Origin of the sequence: Serratia sp. (in: enterobacteria) (genome assembly GCF_051654945.1) — a bacterium.
In the GTDB taxonomy this organism is placed as follows: Bacteria; Pseudomonadota; Gammaproteobacteria; order Enterobacterales; family Enterobacteriaceae; genus Chania.
This window is the reverse complement of record NZ_JBOFZA010000067.1, coordinates 142,641-166,139: the sequence shown is the minus strand read 5'-3', so window position 1 is coordinate 166,139 and position 23,499 is coordinate 142,641. Positions and strand designations below refer to the sequence as shown.

The window sequence follows — 23,499 nt, the reverse complement described above, 5'->3', positions numbered from 1 at the left end:
TAAATCATATAGTTAAACATAGATACCTGTATCTAAAACAAGATAGAACAACCAAGGATAATGTTATGAAATACCAAAACGACGATTTAATCAGCCACAAAGCGGCCGTGATGTTCCAGGCCGCAGACGGTAGCGCCAACCTGCTGCATGAAGACGTCTGCCTACCGGCCGTAGCCATCAAACGTTCCAGCCTGGAAAACAACATTGCCTGGATGCAAAGCTATGCCGATGCGCGTGGCGTTTCCCTGGCCCCCCACGGTAAAACCACCATGACCCCCTGGATTTTCCAGCGTCAGCTGGCGCACGGTGCCTGGGCGATTGGTGTCGGGTCGGCCTGGCAGGCCAAAGTGGCGATGGAAGCCGGTTTGCCACGGGTGCTGATGGCCAACCAACTGGTGGGCAAAGCCAACATGCAGTTGATTAGCGAGCTCAAGGAACAGCACCCGTCCGCCACGTTTTATTGCTGCGTTGACAGCCTGAGCAATGCGCTGGCGCTGGACGAGTTCTTTAGTGGCCGTGGACAAACGCTGGATATCCTGCTGGAGCTGGGCGTACCCGGTGGCCGATGCGGTTGCCGCAGCGTGGCACAGGCACAACAGTTGGCACAGGAGATCGCTACGCTATCTGGCCTACGCCTGAGAGGGATTGAGCTGTATGAAGGCGTGATGCACGGCGATGATGCCCAACCGAAGATCGAGCAATTCCTGCGTGAGGCCGCCGGATTACTGCGTGAGTTACACCAACAGCAACGTTTCGCCGACCAAGAGATGATCCTGACCGGAGCCGGTTCTTCCTGGTATGACGTGGTATGCAACGTCTGGGGCAGCGAAAGCCTGCCGGACAACTGCCGGGTCGTGATCCGCCCAGGCTGCTATATCACCCACGACCAAGGCATCTACCAGGAAGCGCAGAACGCCATACTGGCTCGCGATAGCTATGCTTGCGATCTGGCAGGTGAATTAACCTCTGCGCTGGAACTGGTGGCGTTGGTGCAGTCCGTACCTGAACCGGGCCGTATCATCGTCAACTTTGGCAAGCGCGATGCCGCCTTTGACGCCGGTTTGCCGCAGCCGATCGCCCATTATCGTAACGGTTTGCCGCAAGAAGGCGACATTACGAGCCTCACCACCATCGGCATCATGGATCAGCACGCCATGCTGACTTGCCCACCAGATAGCGACGTACAGGTGGGCGATATTCTGGTGTTCGCCACCTCACATCCGTGCCTGACGTTTGATAAATGGAAGACGCTGTTTTTAATCGACGACGACTACAACGTGATCGAACAGTTGGACACCGCGTTCTAAGCATTGGCTAGCCCCTCACCCTAACCCTCTCCCACAGGGAGAGGGGACCGTATGTGCTACAAATTAGCCCCTGCGTCTGAGTACGACCCCGTGCCAGCCCCCCTCCTTTTTGGCAAAGATGAACCACTGGCACTGAACCAGCCAGCCAATCGATTGCTTAATCGCAAAAAGTGGTGTTTTTACGCTTGCAGAGAAAAAAAGCGCGAGTATAATGCGCGACAATTTGCCAGGAGAAAGCATGAAAATCGCGCATTGTTTTGTTTGCCACACTCGACAAAACCGCCAGCCAATCGGCGGGCAACTGCCGTTATTTCCCCTGTTGCAGCAATCATCATTTAAAGCCCCTCGTTGAGGGGCTTTTTTTTGTCCAAAGCATTGCTATTACATTGAAAAGCCCCGCGCCAAGGGCAAGTGTCGAGGAGAGTGAACATGGCCAATCCGCTGTATCGCAAGAACATCATCTCTATCAACGATCTCAGCCGTGAAGATCTGGAACTGGTGCTCAACACCGCTGCCAGCCTGAAAGCCCACCCGCAGCCGGAGCTGCTCAAGCACAAGGTGATCGCCAGTTGCTTCTTTGAAGCGTCCACGCGGACCCGTCTGTCGTTTGAGACCGCTATCCAGCGCCTGGGGGCATCGGTGGTCGGCTTTTCCGACAGCAGCAACACCTCCCTCGGCAAAAAAGGCGAAACGCTGGCCGATACCATCTCGGTGATCAGCACCTACGTCGATGCCATCGTGATGCGTCATCCGCAGGAAGGCGCCTCTCGTCTGGCCGCTGAATTCGCTGGCGGTATCCCGGTGTTGAACGCCGGTGACGGCTCGAACCAGCATCCAACCCAAACGCTGCTGGATCTGTTCACCATCCAGGAAACCCAGGGTCGCCTGAGCAATATCAATATCGCCATGGTCGGTGACCTGAAATATGGCCGTACCGTCCACTCGCTTACCCAGGCGCTGGCAAAATATGAAGGTAACCACTTCTTCTTCATCGCGCCGGAAGCGTTGGCAATGCCGGGCTATATCCTGAAGATGCTGGACGAGAAAGGTATCTCCTACAGCCGCCACAACAGCATCGAAGAAGTGGTGCCGGAGTTGGATATTCTGTACATGACCCGCGTGCAGAAAGAGCGCCTGGATCCGTCCGAATACGCCAACGTGAAGGCACAGTTCATCCTGCGTGCCTCGGATCTGGCCGGTGCCCGCGACAATATGAAAGTGCTGCACCCGCTGCCACGCATTGATGAGATCGCCATTGAAGTGGACAAGACGCCGTACGCCCACTATTTCCAGCAGGCGGGCAACGGTATTTACGCCCGCCAGGCGCTGTTGGCACTGGTTTTAAACGCAGAATTGGCTCTTTAAGGGGGAACCGTCATGACTCACGATAACAAACTCCAGGTTGAAGCGATCAAGTGCGGCACGGTGATCGACCATATCCCGGCGCAAATCGGCTTTAAGCTGCTTTCGCTGTTCAAACTGACCGCCACCGATCAGCGCATCACCATCGGCCTGAATCTGCCCTCCAAAGAGCTGGGCCGCAAGGATCTGATCAAGATCGAGAACACCTTCCTGACCGAACAGCAAGCCAACCAGTTGGCGATGTACGCCCCCAAGGCCACGGTCAACCGTATCGATAACTATGAAGTGGTGCGCAAGCTGACCCTCAGCCTGCCCGATCATATCGATGGCGTGCTGACCTGCCCGAACAGCAACTGCATCAGCCGCAGCGAACCGGTGGCTTCAAGTTTCAGCGTCAAATCCCATGCAGGGGAAGTGCATCTGAAGTGTCGTTACTGCGAGAAAGAGTTCGATCACCAAGTGGTGTTGCAAACCGACTAAAATCGTCCGTTTTGCCGGGAGTGGCGCTGTTAATCTGGCGGCCACTCCTTATAATGGAGTTTCTGAAAATAACTCTACTCCAAGGGTTTCAAACTCCCGTTTGAAATGCCAACGGAATATCAGGAGATTAAATGTCACGTAATATCAGCACTGAACTCGCGCCAGCCGCCATTGGTCCTTACGTGCAGGGCGTTGACCTGGGCAGCATGATCATCACCTCCGGCCAGATCCCGGTCGATCCAAAAACCGGTACCGTACCCGATGACGTAGCCGCTCAGGCGCGCCAGTCACTGGACAACGTGAAGGCGATCGTGGAAGCCGCAGGCCTGAAAGTGGGCGACATCGTGAAAACCACCGTGTTCGTCAAAGACCTGAACGACTTCGCTACCGTTAACGCGGCCTATGAAGCCTTCTTCACCGAGCACAACGCCTCCTTCCCAGCGCGTTCTTGCGTGGAAGTGGCGCGTTTGCCAAAAGACGTGAAAATCGAGATCGAAGCCATCGCCGTTCGCCGTTAATCGGCCGTCAGGCAAGATCGAATACGGCCAGCCTTTGCTGGCCGTTTTTTTATTCCGGGATTACTGGCCAACCATAATATCCTTGCCAGCGCATTCAGCGTCAGGCTGGGTGCTGACAGACTCCATCATAAAACCGCCAACGATCGGTTTAATCATAAAATAAGTCTGCTGCTCCACAAGCGCAGGTTTTGCGTGGGATGCATCGCGGGCGCTGAATAGCATCTCGACTTGATATCGTTCCGGCCTTCCCTTGCAGAGCCGCACCGCGCCGTAGTTGCCATAACGGTTTTTCAACAACTGGTGCTGTTCTGCCAGCGCGCCGACGGCTGGTGGTTGACTCCAGCGGCTCGCCGTCTCGTCGTCAACCTGTAGCCATTCATCCACAAAATCACGCCCGTTCATGGCCGCAGGCTGAATGCGCTCTACCCGCTCACCGTTGATGCGATAGCGGAAAATCCCCTGGCGCGTCAACACGTCAGAGTCCAGCATGCCTACGACTGCCCGCACTTCAAACCCCAGCGGCGTAGTTTTAACACGCAGGGCTGACGTGTCGTCATCCGTAAAGCGGATATAACTTTCCTGGGTATGAAATAGCGAGCGCTGTTCCGCGTTCTGTGTTGCCAGTTCGATCAGGTTTAGCTGAAACACGCTCCACCGGGAAGTACACCAGGGTGTGCCCTGCGCCACCACCAATCGAGGCGGGGCGGCTTGCTGTGACGATGGGATCAGGTGGTAGGTAACGTTGTCGCCAAAGGCTCCAGAAATCGTCTTGTAGTCGTCGCTTTGCCAGCGCAGGATGCGATTCCATTTCCCCTCACGCCGCTGATAAGCCAGCAGCACGTTGTCATCACCACAGGGAATGGCGAAACCACTGTGGATCAACACGATATCGGGGAATTCGGGCTGGCGGGTGACTTCGATACCTGGCTCAGCGCCGTAGAAGCCCGATTCTGGTGCTTGCGCTGGCAGTGTGATCATTGGCAACAGAGTTTGCTGGAGTGAGGCGTCATCGCTGTCTGTGGGGCTGCAACTGAGATGGCCGTCGATCCCCTTCACCAGGGCATCCTTGTACTTATGGAGTTGTTCGCTGGCAGCGGGGGAGACTGCGGTATCACCGCCCTCCTCTCCTTCTTCCTTGACGGCCTGTAACTCTGTCAGTGCGCTTCTGGTGGCCTGATTGAGGCGTTCAAGCGATTGCGGGGTGCAATCTGCCTGCGCCATGGCGCTTGCGGCTAACCCGAGGCACAGCAGCACGATTTTCTGCAACATGACGTATCCTTGTCATTGAAGCCATATTGATGGCCGGTGACGCTAGCCTACACTTGGAGCTTGCCCCTCTCAATAGAAATTCCTGCGGTCTGTATCTCATGGTCAATCGGTGGCACGTACAGTCCCCTCTCCCTGTGGGAGAGGGCTAGGGTGAGGGGTCATTTCAGGCGTGCGAAACCGGCTTCCAGATCGGCGATCAGGTCGTCAATATTCTCAAAACCGATATGAACGCGCACTAACGTACCGGTAAAGTCCACCTTGGCCGCCGGACGGATTTCGTTCAGCTCCTCCGGCTGGTTGGCCAGGATCAGCGACTCAAAGCCGCCCCACGAGTAGGCCATGCTGAAATGCTCAAAATGGTCCAGATAGTGGGCGACCTGCTCATTGGTCAGCCGAGCCTTCAGCACAAAAGAGAACAACCCGCAGCTGCCGCTGAAATCACGCTGGAAGAACTCATGCCCCTTACAAGAAGGCAGCGCCGGATGATTGACCCGCTCCACCTCTGGCCGCGCCGCCAGCCATTCGGCAATGGCGATGCTGCTGACCTCATGCTGCTTGAGGCGTACACCCAGCGTTCTCAGCCCACGGCTGCCGTTATAGGCGGTATCTGCGTCGGCCATTTGCCCCATCAGGTAGGAGTTTTCACGCAGTTGGTCCCAGCAACGAGCATTCGATACCGCGGTGCCCAGCATGGCATCGGAATGGCCGATGATGTATTTGGTACCCGCCTGAATAGAAATATCCACGTCAAAATCCAGCGCCTTGAACAGAATGCCCGCCGCCCAGGTGTTATCGATCATGATGACGATCTCAGGATTTATCGCCCGGGCTGCCTTCACCATCGCCGGTACATCCTGAACTTCCATAGTGATGGAGCTTGGGGATTCAAGGAACAGCACTTTGGTGTTGGGCTTAATCAGCTCGGCAATCCCGGCACCGATCAGCGGATCGTAATAGGTGGTTGCTACGCCCAGCTTGCTCAGGATCTTGTTGCAGAAATCCTGCGTCGGCTCATATGCGGCGCCGGTCATCAGGATATGGTCACCGTTGGCAACAAACGCCAGAATGGCATTGGTCACGGCAGCGGCCCCGCAAGGGTAAAGCGAACAGCCTACTCCGCCCTCCAACTCGGCCATCGCGTCCTGGAATGAGAAATGCGTCAGGGTGCCGCGACGCCCGTAGAATAACTCGCCTTTGGCGCGGTTGGCGGTGGCAAATTTCTTGGCCTTTACCGTATCAAACGTTAAGGAAGAGGCGCGCTGGATCACCGGGTTAACCGATCCTTGGGTAAATCGAGGCTTACGGCCAGCGGTGACCAGGGCGGTTTCTATTTTTTTAGCTGTCATAATAAGTTGCCTGCTTTTCTCGTTTATCAATGGTGTAGGGTTATGCTGCGACCCTTATGCGATTTTTTCTGCCATATCCGTAAGGCTGGCGTTATCAGCTGCGGGTTGCGGCTTTTTGCCCGCAAAGCGCTCAACAATTTGTGCGGCATTGAGATCGTGTATCACGTTGATCAGCGTGGCCGGAGCATCGGTGATGGTGCCCAGCACCACCAGCATCGGAATGGTTTCCAATGGTAGACCCAGCGTGGTGACGATAAAGATCTCACCGAGGAAAGCTCCCCCTGGCACACCACCGACGATAATCGCCGAAAGCACGGAAATCAGCATCGTCAGGAAGAAGGTCTCCATCGTGAAATCCAGCCCCAGCACCGAGAAGATAAACACGATCTTGAGCGCGGCAATCATCGCCACACCGCCCTTATTCAGGTTTACCAGCAGCGGTAGGGAGATGTCTACGATTTCCGGATTGATCCCCATCGCTTTGGCAGCACGAATATTGGCTGGCAAGGTGCCCAGAGAGGAACAGGTGCCCAGCGCGGTGGCCGAAGGCTCGATGGCATTACGCCAGAAGGCACGTATCGCCGGCATGCCGCCGCCAATCCAGGAGTAGAAGATGGAGCCAAAAACGTAGTACAGCAGCGTGGCGGCAAAGAACAGGCCGATGGCTCTGGCAAAGGTGACCAGCAGCTGCGAGTCCTGGCTGGCCATGGTAGAGGCAAAGTAGCAGCCCAGCCCGATAGGCGCGCCTTTCATGATGATCGACACAATCTTCATGATGATGACGTTGAGATCGTTGAGTGAGTTGGAAACCCGCTTGCCCTGCTCACCCGATTGGCCAATGGCGATGCCCGCAATCACGGACATGATAATCAGCGCCAGAATGTTGGATTTGGACAGCAGCCCGACAAAGTCGTTGGTGGTTACCATGCTGACAAAATCCATGCTCCCGCCACCGGCGTTAAACTTCTCCGCCAGTTCGATGGTGACGCCCTGCGCCGGGTTGAACAAGGTGGCCAGGCCGACGATACCGGCAGCGGGTATCAGCGCCATCACAATGGAAACGGCAAAGATCACCCCCATGATACGCCCGAGCTTTTTCAGGTCGGTCATGCTGGCGATGGAAGACATGACGCTAACGCTGACCAATGGCACGATAATCATAAACAGCAGGTTAAGGAATATCTTACCGATTGCCTGTAATTTCAACGCAATATCGGGCGCGTAAATACCCACAATCCCCCCGAGCGTTAAGGCAAATAGCAGAATGAATGATGACTTGTAGGGCTCTAAACGTTTCCACATATTCAATTCCTTATTTTTATTGTTCATGTGACTTAAGTCACTTTTTTATTTTCTCTACAATAGAATGTGACTTGTGTAAGACAGGCCACCCTGGGTGTTGGGTTGTGATCCAATCCGGTACAGCGTATTCTGTTATTAATAATGTCATTTTGTTCTAAGCGATGTAATAGCGCATTCGTACCGTTTAAAGAAATCACTCATGAACAAAAGGAAAAAATGAGCAGCCCAGCATCGTTAAAACAACTGGAAGTTTTGGTCAAAATTGTGGAATGTGGTGGGCTATCTGAGGCTGCCGCACATCTGAACGTCTCGCCTTCGGCGGTCAGCAAGAGCTTGGCACAGCTGGAAAGCCAACTGGGCACCACTTTACTGAAGAGAACCACACGCAGCTTTACGCTTACCGAACCCGGCCAATATTTATACAGCCGTGCAACTCAACTGTTGCTGGATTTTAATGAATCGCTCAACACTACCGCGGGTTACTATAATCATCCTAATGGGGAATTAAGGATAACCTGCTCAATGGCTTTTGGTTATTCCCATTTGGCAACGTTGGCAAGTCATTTTCGTGAGCGTTGTCCCGATGTTGATTTATATATTAACCTTAGCGACAATTTTGTTAATCTTAATGAAACCAATTTTGATATCGCATTGCGCGTTTCTTCAGAACCGCCGGTTAATTATGCCATGCGTAAATTGGCTACGATCAATTGGGCCTATTGCGCCAGCCCCAAATATCTCGAAAAATATGGTACGCCGCATTCCATTCAGGATTTAGCCCATCATCAATGCCTGATTTATCCTGGACTAACCCCGGTCTGGAAGACGACCGATGAGCATGGCGTCGCACACCACTTAAAGACCAGCACCCCGATCCAAGCCAACAGCAGCCTGGTGTTGCTGAAATCCGTTTTGGAAAATCAAGGCATTGCCTATCTCCCTACCTATCTTTTGGGCGATTTGATTGAGCAAAGTGCCCTGGTTCCGTTGGCACTGGACGGCAAACTGACCCATCCGACCCACGGCCTGTATGCCCTGTATTTCCCCAGCCGCTACAGCAACCCCAAGGTACGCGCCTTTATCGATTTTCTGCTGGAACAGCTACAACCAGTGCCCATCTGGGACAGCTGGCTGACGCAGTCTTAAACCAGGGGACAGCAACCGCGCCATCCCCTGCCACAATTACTGCACCGCGACTGCACGCAACAGCGTTTCCAGCGGATATACCGCGGCAATCACCACTTCATCCCGGATCTGTGCCGCCGCATCCAGCTGTTGCCGAGCCTGTTCCGCCTCGGCTTTGCTCAAGGGTTTACCCTGCTGATAGCGTTCCAGCAGCATCAATCCCAGATCGGCCAATGTACCGACATCTTGCGCCACCGGTGCCAAATCCTTCATCACCACGTTGCAGGCGTTCACGGATCGCCTCTGCCGCTGCGCGATGGTTCTTGTCTTTAAGCAGCAACGCCACCTGAGTATTAAGATCGCGTACCGCCGCACTTTCCGGTGGGATGGCATCGGCAAAGCGGTTCAGCGGCTCAAACTGGTGATAATTACCCGCTTTGAACTTCAGATGCTGACGCGTGTAATACTGCCCCGGCTCGACCGCTTCGGCCAGGATCTGCAATGGCGTAATATCCACGCTGTTAGCCAACCGGGTAAATTCGCGTGCCGTTTCAGCATGCTGTTGCAAGCCGACAGACACCACCGACCAGGCGTCTATTGCCGCCAGGCGTTGATACATATTATCCTCATTGGTCACATCCTTGGCCGACCACAGACGCTCCGCCACGGCAAAGGTTCTCGGCCACAGTTTGACGTCCAGGACCGGCGCACGAATGTTTTCCGCCCAGAAGGCGGCCTCGCCCCCCAGAATATTGGCCTGATGCTGCTCATCTGGCACCACCGGCATAATGCCAGCCGGGATCGCCGCCAGCTTATTGCCGTCGGTTGGGTAACGCACGTTGCCCACCAGGGTGTAACCGCTCAGTTGATCCTGCTGTAGGGTAAATACCGGGCGGGTGTCGCCCATCCAGGTATCAATGCGGAAGGTCACCTGCTCTGGCGTTCGCCATTCGATCTCCCGCAGCGCACGGCGCGATTTACCTTTGAAATCGACAAAGCCTCGCCACCCCTGCTTGCCTTCGATCAGCGTGAAGGTGCCTTCCACCGGGCTGCCTTTCAAACGCGGCATGCTGAACTGCCAGCTCTGCGCCTGCTCGCCAGCCTGTACTTCGGTATCAACTCCCAGCGGCTGAGGCAAGATTTCATTGCGATAGTGATAGGCGGTGCTGTGCGGCTGATCGAGATAGAAGCCGGTAGAGAGAATGCCTTGATAACCATCCTGAGCGCTGGCCCCCAGAGAGTCTGGCCCCTGCCAGGATTGGATCACAATGGTACGCGGTAAGGTCGGATGGTAGATCTCATCCCAACCCACCATGCGCCGCTGATGCTGTTCGAGGAACTTTTCCAGCTTCTGGTTGAAGAAGGCCTGTAACGCATGGGCATCCGCCAACTGGTTTTGCTGCATAAACGCCTGGATGGTTTTGGACTCTTTCCACTGGGTGGCATCCACCTCATCCCCACCGATATGCAAGTAGGGATCTGGGAAGATCGCCACCAACTCGCCGATGATACTGTCGACAAACTGATAAACTTTGTCGTTCGAAGGATCGAGCGTGGGCTTGTGAACGCCCCAATGGCGTTCCATTTGATACGGCCCCGGCGCACTGAGCAGTTCTGGGTAGGCAACCGCAATGGTAGAGGCGTGGCCCGGCAAATCGATTTCTGGCACCACACGGATGCCCCGTGCCGTGGCATAAGCGACCACTTGCTGCATCTGCTCACGGGTGTAGAAATGACCGTCGCTGGCCAGTTGCTGGAGCTTGGGATAGTGCTCGGACGCGAAGCGCCAGCCCTGATCGTCGGTGAGATGCCAATGGAAAACGTTGAGCTTGGCCGCCGCCATGCCATCGAGCTGGCGCAGGATATCCTCAACCGGCAGGAAATGACGTGCCGAATCCAACAGTACGCCACGCCAAGGGAAACGTGGAACGTCGGTAATATTGACCAACGGCATAAAGGTGTTTTCGCCATCGGTCTGCACCAGTTGCAGCAGCGTCTCCATACCGCGTAGCGCCCCGAAGCGGGTGTTGGCCGTCAGCGTCGCTCCCTGCGGCGTTACCTTGAGTTGGTAGCTTTCATCGCTGTCTGGCAGCGGCTGGGCCGCAACCTGATGTTTGATCATGATGTTGATCGTTGCGGCCTGGTTTTTCTCACCCTGTGGGGCCAGCGTCCAACCAGTTTGCCGTTCCAGGCGGTCGCGCCAACGTGCCTGCGCCTCCCCTAAATCGTCCCCCTGAACGTCGAACGATAAGCGGTAATCCAGCACCAGCTTGCCTTGCGGCTGCGCCAGTTCGACCTGCTGTGGCCAAGGCATCAGCGGCAAATCACCCGCCGGTTGGGCCAGCGCATTAAGGGAAAATAACAGCGAAGAAGCCAGTAGCGTATAACTGAAGGGTTTGTGCATCGGAAATTCCTCAGAGGAAAAAAATCAAGCTTGCCAATGAGGTAGATAAAGACTGAGCCGAAGAGAGATGTCCAACCGCGAAGGCAAAACAGTGCGATGGATCACAGATTGGTTTGGAGGTCCCCCTCACCCACAGGGAGAGGGAGCTAGCTCAGTGCCATAGTTGAGCTCAGTGATCGAATTAGAGAGCGCTGTTTTAATGCGGTGATCGGATAGATTTCTGCAACCAAATACGAACTCGATCGGTCCCCTCTCCCTGTGGGAGAGGGTTAGGGTGAGGGGCACGCAGCAAAGCTACTGCCAGCCATACCGGCGGACAAACCAGCCTTTCACACACTGGGTCAGCACCATGTAACCGACCAGGATCAGCACCAGCCACGGGAAGTAGCCCAGCGGCAACGCCTGTAGTTGCAGGAAGCCCGCCAGCGGTGAGAAGGTCAGGCCGATACCGATGGCAATCACCGCCAACGTCATCACACACAGCGGCCAGGAAGGGCGGCTCTGGATAAACGGAATTTTGCGCGTACGGATCATATGGACGATCAACGTCTGCGACAGCAGCCCTTCCACAAACCAGCCAGACTGGAACAGCGTCTGCATTTCCGGCGTATTGGCCTGGAACACGTACCACATCAGGGCGAAGGTCAGCACGTCAAAGATAGAACTGATCGGCCCAAAGAACACCATAAAGCGCCCCAGATCGCCAGAGTTCCACCGCTGTGGCTTGGTGATCTGATCGTCATCAACATTATCGAACGGGATGGCAATCTGTGAAATATCGTACAGCAGGTTCTGGATCAACAGATGCAGCGGCAGCATCGGCAGGAAAGGTAAAAAGGCGCTGGCAATCAGCACGCTGAAGACGTTACCAAAGTTGGAGCTGGCGGTCATCTTGATGTATTTCAGCATGTTGGCAAACGTACGGCGGCCTTCGAGCACTCCCTGCTCCAGCACCATCAGGCTTTTTTCCAGCAGGATGATATCCGCCGCTTCCTTGGCAATATCTACCGCCGAGTCTACCGAAATGCCGATATCCGCCGCACGCAGCGCCGGAGCATCGTTGATACCATCGCCCATAAAGCCCACCACATGCCCCTGCTTACGCAACAGTTGGACAATGCGTTCTTTGTGCAATGGCGTCAGCTTGGCAAACACCGTGGTACGCGCCGCGGCCGCTACCAGCGTGGCGTCGTCCATCAGTTCGATCTCGCTGCCACGCAGGATGTGGTCTGCATCCAGCCCGACGTCCTTACACACTTTGGTGGCGACCAGCTCATTGTCACCGGTGAGGATTTTGACGGTCACACCATTCTTTTTCAGCGCGGCCAAGGCCGGTGCGGTGCTCTCTTTCGGTGGATCGAGGAAGGCGATATAACCTTCGAGGATCAGATCCGATTCATCTGCCACGCCATACTCATGATCCGTCGCAGGCAGGATCTTGTTGGCCACCGCTACGACGCGCAGCCCTTGCTGGTTGAGATCGTCGGTCACACGGCGGATGCGCGCCAGCAGCGCTTCGCTCAACGGGATCACCTCTCCGTCCTGGCGCACGTGGCTACAGATAGCCAGCATCTCTTCCAGTGCGCCCTTGCAGATCAGCTCGTGGTATTGCGCCTCTTTCGCCACCACCACCGACATGCGGCGGCGTTCAAAATCGAACGGGATCTCGTCGACTTTGCGGTAATGCTGCAAGGCATCCGGCTGTTTACTTTCTTCGGCACAGTTCAACACCGCCACGTCCAGCAGGTTTTTCAGCCCGGTCTGGTAGAAGCTGTTCAGCCAGGCATAGCGCAGCACCCGCTCGCTGCTGGCACCAAACACATCGGTATGGCGTTCCAGCACGATTTTATCCTGGGTCAGCGTGCCGGTTTTATCGGTGCACAGAATATCCATCGCACCAAAGTTCTGGATCGCATCCAGGCGTTTGACGATCACCTTCTGGCGCGACAGCTTGACCGCCCCTTTCGCCAGAGTGGAGGTGACGATCATCGGCAACATTTCCGGCGTCAGCCCCACAGCGACCGAAAGCGCAAACAATGCCGCTTCCCACCAGTCACCTTTGGTGAAGCCGTTAATCAGCAGCACAATCGGCGTCATTACCAACATAAAGCGGATCAGCAGCCAGCTCACCTTGCTGATGCCGGCCTGGAAGGCGTTAGGTTGCTCATCCTGACTGGTGACGCGCTGTGCCAACTGGCCGAAGTAGGTTTCGCTACCGGTGCCAATCACCATGGCCAGCGCAGTGCCGCTCACAACGTTGGTGCCCATAAAACACAGGTTCTGACACTCCAGCGGATCGCTCACCTGACCACGGGGATCGGCCACTTTTTCTACCGGCAGTGATTCACCGGTCAGCGCCGCCTGGCTGATAAACAAGTCCTTGGCGGAAAGCAGGCGCAAATCAGCCGGGATCATATCCCCTGCGGCCAGCTTGATAATGTCGCCCGGCACCAGCTGCGAAATCGGCAGCTCGCTATGTTCGCTTTTACCGGTATGCGCATCGCTGCGGTAAACCGTTGCGGTGTTGCTGACCATTGCCTTCAGAGCATCCGCCGCCTTGTTGGAGCGGGCTTCCTGAATAAAATGCAGCAACGTGGAAATCAGCACCATCAGGCCAATCACCAGCGCCGCGATCAGATCCTCAGTGGCGTAGGAAATCAGCCCCAGCACGGTCAGCAGCAGGTTGAACGGGTTGCTGTAGCAATGCCACAGATGCCGCCACCAGCTTTCGGCCTGCTGATTTTCGATGGTGTTGCTGCCAAACCGGGCGCGGGCGGTTTCTGCCTCATGCTCGGTGATACCTTCCGGATGGCTGTTGAAGCGCTCGTACAGCTGCATCGCGCTGGCGGCAGCGCATTCCAGACGTTGTTGTGTCAGGCTTGCGGGCAATTCATGTGCCGTACCACTGACGCTTTCCAACAGTGCATCACGCCGTACCAGGCGGCGTGGCAAATTGCGGCTGAGCATACCCAGCAGCCGACGGGGAAGTTGTTTAATTTTCATCGTTCGCACCTTATCGCCCAACGCCTCACGGCAGTGGGGGGACGGCGGATCGGCCCGCTGGCTCGGTTTTCGGACACGCCAAAAAACCTCCGCCAGAGCAGATCGCTGATTTTCAATCACAACAGAGGCGAACTATCGAACAAGTGCCGCTGCTTACCTAAACCGGTAAAACAGCAACGCAGAGCGGAGAGGTTTTACCGGGGAACCGAATGAGTGGTGTTGGGGCTCGGATCGGGATCCATGCAGGAATTAACCTCAGATCAAAGAAAAGAAAAAGAACGGCAATCGCGGCCATTCCATTTTTGCGTCACTACGGCTATCTACCAAGATCCGCACGCTAAAATGCGCTATGGTAGCGAGCATAAGTGGGATGTTGTAAGTTTAAGCCTCATAACCTAAACGATAAGTAAACCATGCAAAACCGGCTGACAATCAAGGATATCGCCCGCCTGAGCGGGGTAGGCAAGTCTACCGTCTCACGCGTGATGAATAACGAAGGCAGCGTAAGCCCGCAAACCCGTGAACGGGTGGAGGCGGTGATCCGCAGCCAGGGTTTTACCCCATCAAAATCCGCGCGAGCCATGCGCGGCCAGAGCGACAAAGTCGTGGCGATCATCGTTTCCCGCCTGGATTCACCTTCGGAAAATCAGGCCGTGCGCACCATGCTGCCGCTGCTGTATCAGCAGGGCTTTGATCCGATCGTCATGGAAAGTCAGTTTGAAACCCGGCTGGTGGAGGAGCATCTCAACGTGCTGCGCCAGCGCCACGTCGACGGCGTGATCCTGTTCGGCTTCACCGGCCTGACTGCGGACATGCTCAAACCATGGCAGGAAAAGATGGTGGTAGTCGCCCGCGAATATCCAGGGATCTCCTCCGTCTGTTATGACGATGAAGGTGCCGTGAAACTGTTGATGCAGCGCTTACGCAAACAGGGCCACAACCATATCAGCTACCTGGGCGTGCAGGAGTCCGATGCCACCACCGGGATGCGCCGCCATCAGGCCTATCTGGATACCTGCCGCGCGCAGAAAATCCCGCCGGTGGTCGCACTGGGCGAGTTGAACTATCAGAGCGGTTTCCAACTGGCTGCCAACGTGATCGAACCGCAAACCACCGCGCTGGTGTGCGCCTCCGATACCATCGCTCTCGGTGCGATGAAATACCTGCAACAGCAACAGATAGCATCGCTCCAAGTGTGCGCTATCGGTAATACGCCGATGCTCAACTTCCTGTTCCCAGAGACGTTTTCGGTCGAATTGGGCTATGGCACCGCCGGGCAGCAGGCGGCACTTCAGCTGCTAGGCCAATTGAGCGGTGAACTCGACATCCGCCAAATCATTATCCCCTGCAAACTGGCCTGATAAATAAGGCCACGTCTCACCGGGCGCTGCATGCAGCGCCCCTACGTATTGAGCCGGCGTTCATTTTGACGCTATCTGAAGCTTTATTGTTCGTTTTGTGATCCTCACCGCAAGTTGGGAACGTTCCCATTTAATAAAAACGACTGAGTGACTAAGCTTAAAAACATCCATACCTCTGTGCCTCACTGATAATCAAGGTGCCATAATGAGCAAAGTTCAGCAGCAGGACATCGATCGCCTGATCGTGCTGGTAGGTGGCCGCGAGAATATCGCCACCGTCAGCCACTGCATTACCCGCCTGCGTTTCGTTCTTAACGATCCCGCCAAGGCCAAACCGAAAGAGATTGAACAGCTGCGGATGGTCAAAGGCTGCTTCACCAACGCCGGGCAGTTCCAGGTAGTGATCGGTCCCGAAGTGGGTGATTACTATCAGGCATTGATTGCCACCACTGGCATCAATGAAGCCGATAAAGAACAGGCCAAGCTGGCCGCCCGCCAGAATATGACCTGGTTCGAACGCGGTATCTCACACTTTGCCGAGATCTTCTTCCCGCTGCTGCCCGCGCTGATTAGCGGTGGTTTGATCCTGGGCTTCCGCAACGTGATCGGCGATATCCCGATGTCCGGCGGCCAAACGCTGGCCCAGATGCACCCGGCCTGGAAAACCATTTACGACTTCCTGTGGTTGCTGGGTGAAGCCATCTTTATGTTCCTGCCGGTGGCCATCTGCTGGTCAACGGTGAAAAAAATGGGCGGTACCCCGGTGCTCGGCATCGTCATGGGCATCACCCTGGTCTCTCCGCAGTTGATGAACTCCTACCTGCTCGGCCAGCAAATACCGGAAGTGTGGAACTTTGGCTGGTTCACCATTGAGAAAGTCGGCTATCAGGCACAGGTGATCCCCTCGATCCTCGCCGGTATGGCGCTAGGCTGGATCGAAACCCGCCTGAAAAAGATCGTGCCGGATTATCTGTATCTGGTGGTGGTGCCGGTGGTTTCCCTGCTGTTGGCGGTATTCCTGGCGCACACGCTGATCGGTCCGTTTGGCCGCATGATTGGTGATGGTGTAGCTTGGGCAGTGAAATGGGTGATGACCGGTAGCTTCGCCCCAATCGGTGCCGCGCTGTTTGGTTTCCTGTATGCGCCGTTGGTGATCACCGGGGTGCATCAGACCACGCTGGCGATCGATATGCAGATGATCCAAAGCATGGGTGGTACGCCAGTCTGGCCGCTGATTGCCCTGTCAAATATCGCACAGGCCTCGGCGGTGCTGGGCATCATCATCGTCAGCCGCAAGGCTAATGAACGTGAGATTTCCGTACCGGCCGCCATCTCCGCCTACCTCGGCGTTACCGAACCGGCCATGTATGGTATCAACCTGAAATACCGCTTCCCGATGCTGTGCGCGATGATCGGTTCCGCCTTCGCGGGCCTGATCTGCGGCCTGACCGGCGTGATGGCCAACGGCATCGGCGTAGGTGGCCTGCCCGGCATCCTGTCAATCCAACCGCAGTTCTGGCTGATTTACTCCTTCGCCATTCTGGTAGCCGTGGTGATCCCGCTGCTGTTGACCATGATGGTGTACAAACGCAAAGCCAGCCGCGGCGAATTACCGGTATAAACAACGAGAGTGATTATGAGCAATCCAATCCCCTGGTGGCAGAACGGCGTTATTTATCAAATCTATCCGAAGAGTTTCCAGGACAGCACCGGCAACGGCTATGGCGATCTGGCCGGGGTGACTCAACGGCTAGACTATTTGCAGGAACTGGGCGTCGATGCCATCTGGCTGACGCCAGTGTATGTCTCGCCTCAGGTCGATAATGGCTATGACGTGGCCGATTACTGCGCCATCGATCCGGCCTACGGCACCCTGGCCGACTTCGAGCACCTGGTGGCACAAGCCCACCAGCGCAGCATCCGCATCGTGATGGATATGGTGTTTAACCACACCTCCACCGAGCACCCGTGGTTCAAGGCCGCGCAGGATCCCACCAGCCCGCTGCGTCAGTTCTATATCTGGCGCGACGGCGAAGGCGATGCTCTGCCCAACAACTGGCGCTCCAAATTTGGCGGCAATGCCTGGCAATGGCACGCCGACAGCGGCCAATACTACCTGCACCTGTTTGCCACCGAGCAGGCCGATCTGAACTGGGAACATCCGCCAGTGCGCGAAGAGCTGAAGAAAGTGTGTCAGTTCTGGGCGGATAAAGGTGTCGATGGGTTGCGTCTTGACGTGATTAACCTGGTTTCCAAACAGCAGGACTTCCCGAACGATAGTCAGGGCGATGGCCGCCGTTTTTACACCGACGGCCCACGCATTCATGAGTTCTTGCAGGAGATGAGCCGCGAGGTGTTCCAGCCGCGTGGCTTGATGACCGTGGGCGAGATGTCCTCAACTTCCCTAGAACACTGCCAGCAGTATGCCGCACAAAGCGGTGCCGAGCTGTCGATGACCTTCAACTTCCACCACCTGAAAGTGGACTATGCCGATGGGCAAAAGTGGACATTGGCCGCACCGGATTATGTCGAGCTGAAGCAGATTTTCCACCACTGGCAGCAAGGCATGCATAACCGCGCCTGGAACGCGCTGTTCTGGTGTAACCACGACCAGCCGCGCATCGTTTCACGTTTTGGCGACGAAGACGAGCTGCGGGTGACCGCCGCCAAGATGCTGGCGATGGTGCTTCACGGCATGCAGGGCACACCGTACATCTATCAGGGCGAAGAGCTCGGCATGACCAACCCAGGTTTCCAGCAAATCGAGAGTTATCGCGACGTGGAAAGCCTGAATATGTACGCCGAGCTGCATGCTCGGGGAAGAAGCGATGAGGAGCTGTTGGCGATACTGGCAAGCAAATCACGGGACAATGGCCGCACGCCAATGCAATGGGATGCTACCGCCAATGCGGGCTTCACCGCCGGTACGCCGTGGATTGCCTGTGCGGAGAATTACCCGCAGATTAACGCCTCTGCGGCTTTGGCCGATTCGGATTCGGTGTTTTACGCCTATCGCCATCTGATCGCCCTGCGCAAGCAGTATCCCCTACTGACCCACGGTGATTATCAGGATCTGGCCCCGGCTCATCCGGCCTTGTGGTGCTACCAACGTAGCTGGAATGGGCAACGGTTGCTGGTAGTCGCCAACCTGAGCCGTGAGCTACTGGCGTGGGATGCCGCTGGCGTGGAGTCCTCAGAGCTGTGGCGACCGCTGATAAGCAACTATGCCGATGCAGCGGAACAGCCAAGGGCCAAGGTCTTGCGCCCGTTCGAGGCAAACTGGTGGCTGTTGGAGTCCTGATTGGCCAAAGCGGATTCGAGCACTCATACCGGGCGGCTATGTCCTGAGGTAGCCGCCCACCGAACTTAAAAACTTTGCATCAACTTCACCACGCCCGCCGCTTCCTGCGCCAGCGCCTCATCGCTCATATCAAACACGCCCTGCACCAGATGCGGCGGCAGATAATCCATGCCGGTCAGGTTAGCGACGGCGTTAAATGGCTTCAGCAGATCGGTAACCGGGTAACGGTTATAGCCTGCCGGTGAATAGGCCTGCGCATTACCGCCGGTGGTGACCACCAGCTGCAACGGCTTACCTTGGAGTTTGTTACCTTCGCTGCCATAGGCGAAACCATGGGTTAATACCGCATCCTGCCATTCGCTGAGGATCGCCGGAGAGCTGTACCAATAGAACGGGAACAGCATCACGACCACATCATGCGCCTGTAGCAGTTCCTGCTCGCGAGCGACGTCAATCTGGTAGTCCGGATATACGCGCATCAGTTCATGTACGGTGACGTTAGGTAACGGGCGCAGCGCCTCAATCAGCACCTTATTGACGCGGGAGTCGTCGGGGAAACGGTGGGCGGTCAGGACTAAAATACGCGACATGGGGAATTCCTCGTTTATCGTTGATGGCACATTTTTTCATTTCCCCGCGTTCCGGTGTAGTCTGTAAACAGTCACATTAACTTCAACCTAAAGTATCAACCACCATGCCGCTGCCGATGGATGTACATCGCCTGTTACCGGCGTTTCTCAGCGCCGCTCAGACACAGAACTTCTCCGCCGCTGCACGCCAACTGGGCGTCACTCCGGCGGCGATCAGCAAAAATATCCGCGTGCTGGAAGAGAAGCTGGCGCTGCGGCTGTTCCAACGCAACACCCACAGCGTGGTACTGACCGACGAGGGCAAAGCCTTGCTGGAGCAGGTGGCACCGCTGTGGCAAGCGCTGACCGCCACGTTGGAACTGGCCGGGGGAGCGCAACTTCCTCCTGCCGGCAGCGTGCGCGTCAGCATGATCCCCGGCTTTGGTCGTCAGGTGCTGATGCCGCTGATCCCTGAGTTTTTACAGCGCTACCCGATGATCGATCTGGATCTGTCGCTGGATGCTCGGGTGGTCAATCTGGTGGGTGAAGGTTTTGATGTGGGCATTGGTAGCCAGGTCGATCCCGACAGCCGATTGGTGGCACGCCCGCTCTACCCAATGCAGATGGTCTTGGTCGCCTCCCCCGCCTATCTTGCCCAATATGGCACACCACAGCTGCCGGAAGATCTGCTGCAACACAGTTGCCTGCTGCACCGCAACCCGGCTACCGGGCGCAATGTCAAATGGCCACTGCCGTATAAAACGTTGGATCTGCATGGCCGTCTGACCGCCAGCAGCCCGGAAATGTTATTAGACTCCGCGTTGGGCGGGCTAGGTATCGCTTGCCTATCGCGTTGGTATGTCGAACAGCATTTTGGCCAGGGAACGTTGCTGCCGGTGCTGCAAGATTACTGGCCAAAACCTACGCAAATCTGGCTCTATTATGCCTCGTCTGATCTGCCGCCACGGGTGCGCGTCTGGGTGGATTTTTTACTGGCGCATTTTCGCCTCGATTCGGCGTGATGCGATCGTAATCACGCTTTAACGATCTTTCGGATAATCGGCATTCTTCATTCAAGCCGCTGATAGCAAGGGTTACAAATATTTCTGAAACTGCTGGCTGTACAGCGTTCAAACTGCTCCCCAGATTCTTTGACCTGTGTCATAAAAACCGACACCACACCCATATATAGTGCCCATAGAAATTCAATCACCTATATATAGTAGTTATCCACAAAATAATCCACACCCTCCGCAGCCCTTGTGCCCTGCGGTTTTGCCCTGTGGATAAGCCGACGCTCCCCGATGGGGACAGGAGTAACAACGTGAAACCAGTAGTGATTAAACGGGACGGTTGCCAGGTATCTTTTAACGAAGAGCTGATCAGGCAGGCCATCGAGCGGGCCGCTTTAGCCGCTGAAGTTGTCGATGCCGACTACTGCGCTACCGTCGCCCGGGTGGTCGCTCAACAGATGGAAAACCAGCCGCGGGTGGACATCCATGAAATCCAGCAGGCGGTAGAAAACCAACTGATGGCTGGCCCGTATAAGCAGCTGGCACGTACCTACATCGAATATCGCCACGATCGTGATGTCTCACGCGAACTGCGCGGGCGTCTGAACCAGGAAATCCGTGGCCTGGTAGAGCAGAGCAACGTCGCGCTGCTCAATGAGAACGCCAATAAAGACAGCAAGGTGATCCCTACCCAGCGCGACCTGCTGGCCGGTATCGTCGCCAAACACTACGCCAAACAACATATCCTGCCGCGCGATGTGGTGCTGGCCCATGAGCGTGGCGAGATCCACTATCACGATCTCGACTATTCACCGTTCTTCCCGATGTTCAACTGTATGCTGATCGATCTTAAAGGCATGCTGACCAACGGCTTCAAGATGGGCAACGCCGAGATCGAACCACCGAAGTCGATCTCTACCGCCACCGCAGTGACTGCACAGATCATCGCTCAGGTTGCCAGCCATATTTATGGCGGCACCACCATTAACCGCATCGACGAGATCCTGGCCCCGTTCGTGACCGAGAGCTTCAACAAGCACCAGCAGGTAGCAGAGCAGTGGCAGATCCCGGACGTGGCAGGCTATGCGATGACCCGCACCGAGAAAGAGTGCTACGACGCCTTCCAGTCGCTGGAATACGAAGTGAACACCCTGCACACCGCCAACGGTCAGACGCCGTTTGTGACCTTCGGTTTCGGTTTGGGTACCAGCTGGGAATCGCGCATGATCCAGCAGTCGATCCTGAAAAATCGTATTGCCGGGCTGGGCAAAAACCGTAAAACCGCGGTGTTCCCGAAACTGGTGTTCGCGATCCGCGACGGCCTGAACCATAAATTTGGCGACGCCAACTACGACATCAAACAGTTGGCGCTGGAATGTGCCAGCAAACGCATGTATCCGGACATCCTCAATTACGATCAGGTGGTCAAGGTTACCGGTTCGTTTAAAACGCCGATGGGCTGCCGCAGCTTCCTCGGCACCTATGAAGAGAACGGCGAGCTGATCCACGATGGCCGTAACAATATCGGCGTCATCAGCCTGAACCTGCCGCGCATCGCCCTGGAAGCCCAAGGTGATGAAAACTGCTTCTGGGAACTGCTGGATGAGCGTCTGCTGCTGGCCAAGAAAGCCCTGATGACCCGCATTGCACGCCTGGAAGGCATCAAGGCCCGCGTGGCACCGATCCTGTATATGGAAGGCGCCTGCGGCGTACGGTTGAAGGCCGACGATAATATCGCGGAAATCTTTAAAAACGGCCGTGCCTCGATTTCGCTGGGCTACATCGGCGTGCATGAAACCATCAACGCGCTGTTTGGCGCGGAACAACACGTTTACGACGACGAGCAGCTGCGTGCCAAGGCCATCGCGATTGTGCAACGCCTGAAAGACGCCACCGAAAGCTGGAAGGAAGAAACCGGCTACGGCTTCAGCCTGTACAGTACGCCAAGTGAGAACCTGTGCGATCGCTTCTGCCGCCTGGATACCAACGAGTTTGGCGTCGTCGATGGGGTGACGGATAAAGGGTATTACACCAACAGTTTCCACCTCGATGTGGAGAAAAAGGTCAATCCCTACGACAAACTGGACTTCGAAGCGCCATACCCACCGTTGGCTAACGGCGGCTTCATCTGTTACGGCGAATACCCGAACCTGCAGCACAATCTGAAGGCGCTGGAAGACGTGTGGGATTACAGCTACACCCGCGTGCCTTATTACGGCACCAACACGCCGATCGATGAATGCTACGAGTGCGGCTATACCGGCGAGTTTTCCTGTACCAGCAAAGGCTTTACCTGCCCGAAATGTGGCAACCATGATTCGGCAAAAGTCTCGGTGACCCGCCGCGTGTGTGGCTATCTGGGCAGCCCGGATGCTCGTCCGTTCAACGCCGGCAAGCAGGAAGAAGTGAAGCGCCGGGTGAAACATCTGGGCAATGGGGAAATTGGTTAACTGATCCCTAACCCTCTCCCACAGGGAGAGGGGAACCATTGAGTTCGCTGATTTTTCTGCGTAATACCTTTACCCCACTTCCCAAAGCAGCACGGACCAACCAAGTGCTCCAGACAGTCCCTCTCCCGCTGGGAGAGGGTTGGGGTGAGGGCAACATAAAAGAAAATAATATTATGAATTTCCACCAGTATTATCCCATCGACGTGGTCAACGGCCCCGGCACCCGCTGCACGCTGTTTGTGGCCGGTTGTGTACACGAATGCCCGGGCTGCTATAACAAAAGCACCTGGCGGGTCAATTCCGGCCTGCCGTTTACCCAGCAGATGGAAGACCAGATCGTGGCCGATCTCAACGACACGCGCATTCCACGCCAAGGGCTATCGCTGTCCGGCGGCGATCCGCTGCATCCGGCCAACGTTGCCGCCGTGTTGCAGTTGATCAAGCGAGTCCATGCCGAATGCCCAGGCAAAGATATCTGGCTGTGGACCGGCTATAAGCTGGATGAACTGAATAGCGAACAGATGCAGATCGTCGATCGGATTAACGTATTGATAGACGGCAAGTTTGTGCAGGATTTAAAAGACCCGGCGCTGATTTGGCGCGGCAGCGCTAATCAAGTGGTGCATAAGCTGCGCTAGTTTTATCCCCGTTTGGTGCAGCGTAGGCTGCGCCCGCCTTGCATCGCAAAA

16 protein-coding genes and 1 pseudogene are annotated in these 23,499 nt (G+C 55.9%); 11 read left to right on the top strand and 6 right to left on the bottom strand.

Annotation, left to right across the window (positions count from 1 at the left end; all coding sequences use genetic code 11):
• The first annotated feature begins 65 nt into the window (after nucleotides 1-65).
• The 4 genes from ACRDCA_RS09815 to ridA all read left to right on the top strand — a co-directional run bounded on the left by ACRDCA_RS09815 (nucleotide 66) and on the right by ridA (nucleotide 3,667).
• Nucleotides 66-1,307: an amino acid deaminase gene (locus ACRDCA_RS09815; RefSeq protein ID WP_438689337.1), complete on the top strand. Its 1,242-nt coding sequence runs from the start codon at nucleotides 66-68 to the stop codon at nucleotides 1,305-1,307.
• A gap of 429 nt (nucleotides 1,308-1,736) precedes the next feature.
• On the top strand, nucleotides 1,737-2,672 hold the full coding sequence (pyrB, locus tag ACRDCA_RS09810; protein ID WP_438689336.1) for an aspartate carbamoyltransferase: 936 nt from the start codon (nucleotides 1,737-1,739) through the stop codon (nucleotides 2,670-2,672).
• A gap of 12 nt (nucleotides 2,673-2,684) precedes the next feature.
• Complete coding sequence (gene pyrI / locus ACRDCA_RS09805; protein WP_021807800.1) at nucleotides 2,685-3,149, top strand: aspartate carbamoyltransferase regulatory subunit; 465 nt, start codon at nucleotides 2,685-2,687, stop codon at nucleotides 3,147-3,149.
• A 131-nt stretch (nucleotides 3,150-3,280) separates the two neighbouring features.
• Nucleotides 3,281-3,667, top strand: a complete 387-nt coding sequence (ridA, locus tag ACRDCA_RS09800) for a 2-iminobutanoate/2-iminopropanoate deaminase (RefSeq protein ID WP_025121685.1) — start codon at nucleotides 3,281-3,283, stop codon at nucleotides 3,665-3,667.
• A 60-nt stretch (nucleotides 3,668-3,727) separates the two neighbouring features.
• Here ridA and ACRDCA_RS09795 read toward each other — a convergent pair whose 3' ends face one another.
• The 3 genes from ACRDCA_RS09795 to ACRDCA_RS09785 all read right to left on the bottom strand — a co-directional run bounded on the left by ACRDCA_RS09795 (nucleotide 3,728) and on the right by ACRDCA_RS09785 (nucleotide 7,584).
• Complete coding sequence (locus ACRDCA_RS09795; RefSeq protein ID WP_438689335.1) at nucleotides 3,728-4,936, bottom strand: hypothetical protein; 1,209 nt, start codon at nucleotides 4,934-4,936, stop codon at nucleotides 3,728-3,730.
• Nucleotides 4,937-5,094: 158 nt separating this feature from the next.
• Nucleotides 5,095-6,282 (bottom strand): cystathionine beta-lyase, encoded by a 1,188-nt coding sequence (gene metC / locus ACRDCA_RS09790; RefSeq protein WP_438689334.1) that lies wholly within the window; start codon nucleotides 6,280-6,282, stop codon nucleotides 5,095-5,097.
• Nucleotides 6,283-6,336: 54 nt separating this feature from the next.
• A complete protein-coding gene (locus tag ACRDCA_RS09785; RefSeq protein WP_438689333.1) occupies nucleotides 6,337-7,584 on the bottom strand; it encodes a dicarboxylate/amino acid:cation symporter in 1,248 nt (415 codons plus the stop codon).
• Between the two features lie 216 nt (nucleotides 7,585-7,800).
• Here ACRDCA_RS09785 and ACRDCA_RS09780 point away from each other — a divergent pair, with 216 nt between their 5' ends.
• Nucleotides 7,801-8,730, top strand: a complete 930-nt coding sequence (locus ACRDCA_RS09780; RefSeq protein ID WP_438689332.1) for a LysR family transcriptional regulator — start codon at nucleotides 7,801-7,803, stop codon at nucleotides 8,728-8,730.
• A 36-nt stretch (nucleotides 8,731-8,766) separates the two neighbouring features.
• Here ACRDCA_RS09780 and ACRDCA_RS09775 read toward each other — a convergent pair.
• Together ACRDCA_RS09775 and mgtA are read right to left on the bottom strand one after the other, a co-directional pair.
• A pseudogene (locus ACRDCA_RS09775) lies at nucleotides 8,767-11,113 on the bottom strand (beta-N-acetylhexosaminidase).
• A 294-nt stretch (nucleotides 11,114-11,407) separates the two neighbouring features.
• A complete protein-coding gene (gene mgtA / locus ACRDCA_RS09770) occupies nucleotides 11,408-14,116 on the bottom strand; it encodes a magnesium-translocating P-type ATPase (protein WP_438689331.1) in 2,709 nt (902 codons plus the stop codon).
• A 413-nt stretch (nucleotides 14,117-14,529) separates the two neighbouring features.
• On the opposite strand from mgtA, the gene treR reads away from it, so the two are divergent.
• The 3 genes from treR to treC all read left to right on the top strand — a co-directional run bounded on the left by treR (nucleotide 14,530) and on the right by treC (nucleotide 18,778).
• Complete coding sequence (gene treR, locus ACRDCA_RS09765) at nucleotides 14,530-15,477, top strand: trehalose operon repressor TreR (RefSeq protein WP_438689330.1); 948 nt, start codon at nucleotides 14,530-14,532, stop codon at nucleotides 15,475-15,477.
• Between the two features lie 205 nt (nucleotides 15,478-15,682).
• Nucleotides 15,683-17,098 carry a PTS trehalose transporter subunit IIBC gene (treB, locus tag ACRDCA_RS09760; RefSeq protein ID WP_438689329.1) on the top strand — a complete coding sequence of 472 codons (1,416 nt, stop codon included), beginning with the start codon at nucleotides 15,683-15,685 and terminating at the stop codon, nucleotides 17,096-17,098.
• Nucleotides 17,099-17,113: 15 nt separating this feature from the next.
• Nucleotides 17,114-18,778, top strand: a complete 1,665-nt coding sequence (treC, locus tag ACRDCA_RS09755; protein WP_438689328.1) for an alpha,alpha-phosphotrehalase — start codon at nucleotides 17,114-17,116, stop codon at nucleotides 18,776-18,778.
• A gap of 65 nt (nucleotides 18,779-18,843) precedes the next feature.
• Here the strand turns inward: treC and ACRDCA_RS09750 are convergent, their stop codons facing one another.
• Complete coding sequence (locus ACRDCA_RS09750; protein WP_438689327.1) at nucleotides 18,844-19,368, bottom strand: NAD(P)H-dependent oxidoreductase; 525 nt, start codon at nucleotides 19,366-19,368, stop codon at nucleotides 18,844-18,846.
• Between the two features lie 104 nt (nucleotides 19,369-19,472).
• On the opposite strand from ACRDCA_RS09750, the gene ACRDCA_RS09745 reads away from it, so the two are divergent.
• From ACRDCA_RS09745 to nrdG, 3 genes are all read left to right on the top strand, one after another.
• Nucleotides 19,473-20,369 (top strand): LysR family transcriptional regulator, encoded by an 897-nt coding sequence (locus ACRDCA_RS09745; protein ID WP_438689326.1) that lies wholly within the window; start codon nucleotides 19,473-19,475, stop codon nucleotides 20,367-20,369.
• Nucleotides 20,370-20,671: 302 nt separating this feature from the next.
• Entirely contained in the window at nucleotides 20,672-22,810 is a 2,139-nt protein-coding gene (gene nrdD, locus ACRDCA_RS09740; RefSeq protein ID WP_438689325.1) for an anaerobic ribonucleoside-triphosphate reductase, read from the top strand.
• Between the two features lie 173 nt (nucleotides 22,811-22,983).
• Nucleotides 22,984-23,448: an anaerobic ribonucleoside-triphosphate reductase-activating protein gene (gene nrdG / locus ACRDCA_RS09735; RefSeq protein ID WP_438689324.1), complete on the top strand. Its 465-nt coding sequence runs from the start codon at nucleotides 22,984-22,986 to the stop codon at nucleotides 23,446-23,448.
• The last annotated feature ends 51 nt before the right edge of the window (nucleotides 23,449-23,499 follow it).

Excerpts from the sequence above, each read along its gene's own strand:
- treB (WP_438689329.1), top strand. The coding sequence starts at position 15,683 with ATGAGCAAAGTTCAGCAGCAGGACATCGATCGCCTGATCGTGCTGGTA.
- ACRDCA_RS09750 (WP_438689327.1), bottom strand. The coding sequence starts at position 19,368 with ATGTCGCGTATTTTAGTCCTGACCGCCCACCGTTTCCCCGACGACTCC.
- treR (WP_438689330.1), top strand. The coding sequence starts at position 14,530 with ATGCAAAACCGGCTGACAATCAAGGATATCGCCCGCCTGAGCGGGGTA.
- nrdG (WP_438689324.1), top strand. The coding sequence starts at position 22,984 with ATGAATTTCCACCAGTATTATCCCATCGACGTGGTCAACGGCCCCGGC.
- ACRDCA_RS09815 (WP_438689337.1), top strand. The coding sequence starts at position 66 with ATGAAATACCAAAACGACGATTTAATCAGCCACAAAGCGGCCGTGATG.
- ridA (WP_025121685.1), top strand. The coding sequence starts at position 3,281 with ATGTCACGTAATATCAGCACTGAACTCGCGCCAGCCGCCATTGGTCCT.
- treC (WP_438689328.1), top strand. The coding sequence starts at position 17,114 with ATGAGCAATCCAATCCCCTGGTGGCAGAACGGCGTTATTTATCAAATC.
- ACRDCA_RS09795 (WP_438689335.1), bottom strand. The coding sequence starts at position 4,936 with ATGTTGCAGAAAATCGTGCTGCTGTGCCTCGGGTTAGCCGCAAGCGCC.
- mgtA (WP_438689331.1), bottom strand. The coding sequence starts at position 14,116 with ATGAAAATTAAACAACTTCCCCGTCGGCTGCTGGGTATGCTCAGCCGC.
- pyrB (WP_438689336.1), top strand. The coding sequence starts at position 1,737 with ATGGCCAATCCGCTGTATCGCAAGAACATCATCTCTATCAACGATCTC.
- ACRDCA_RS09745 (WP_438689326.1), top strand. The coding sequence starts at position 19,473 with ATGCCGCTGCCGATGGATGTACATCGCCTGTTACCGGCGTTTCTCAGC.
- ACRDCA_RS09785 (WP_438689333.1), bottom strand. The coding sequence starts at position 7,584 with ATGTGGAAACGTTTAGAGCCCTACAAGTCATCATTCATTCTGCTATTT.
- metC (WP_438689334.1), bottom strand. The coding sequence starts at position 6,282 with ATGACAGCTAAAAAAATAGAAACCGCCCTGGTCACCGCTGGCCGTAAG.
- ACRDCA_RS09780 (WP_438689332.1), top strand. The coding sequence starts at position 7,801 with ATGAGCAGCCCAGCATCGTTAAAACAACTGGAAGTTTTGGTCAAAATT.
- pyrI (WP_021807800.1), top strand. The coding sequence starts at position 2,685 with ATGACTCACGATAACAAACTCCAGGTTGAAGCGATCAAGTGCGGCACG.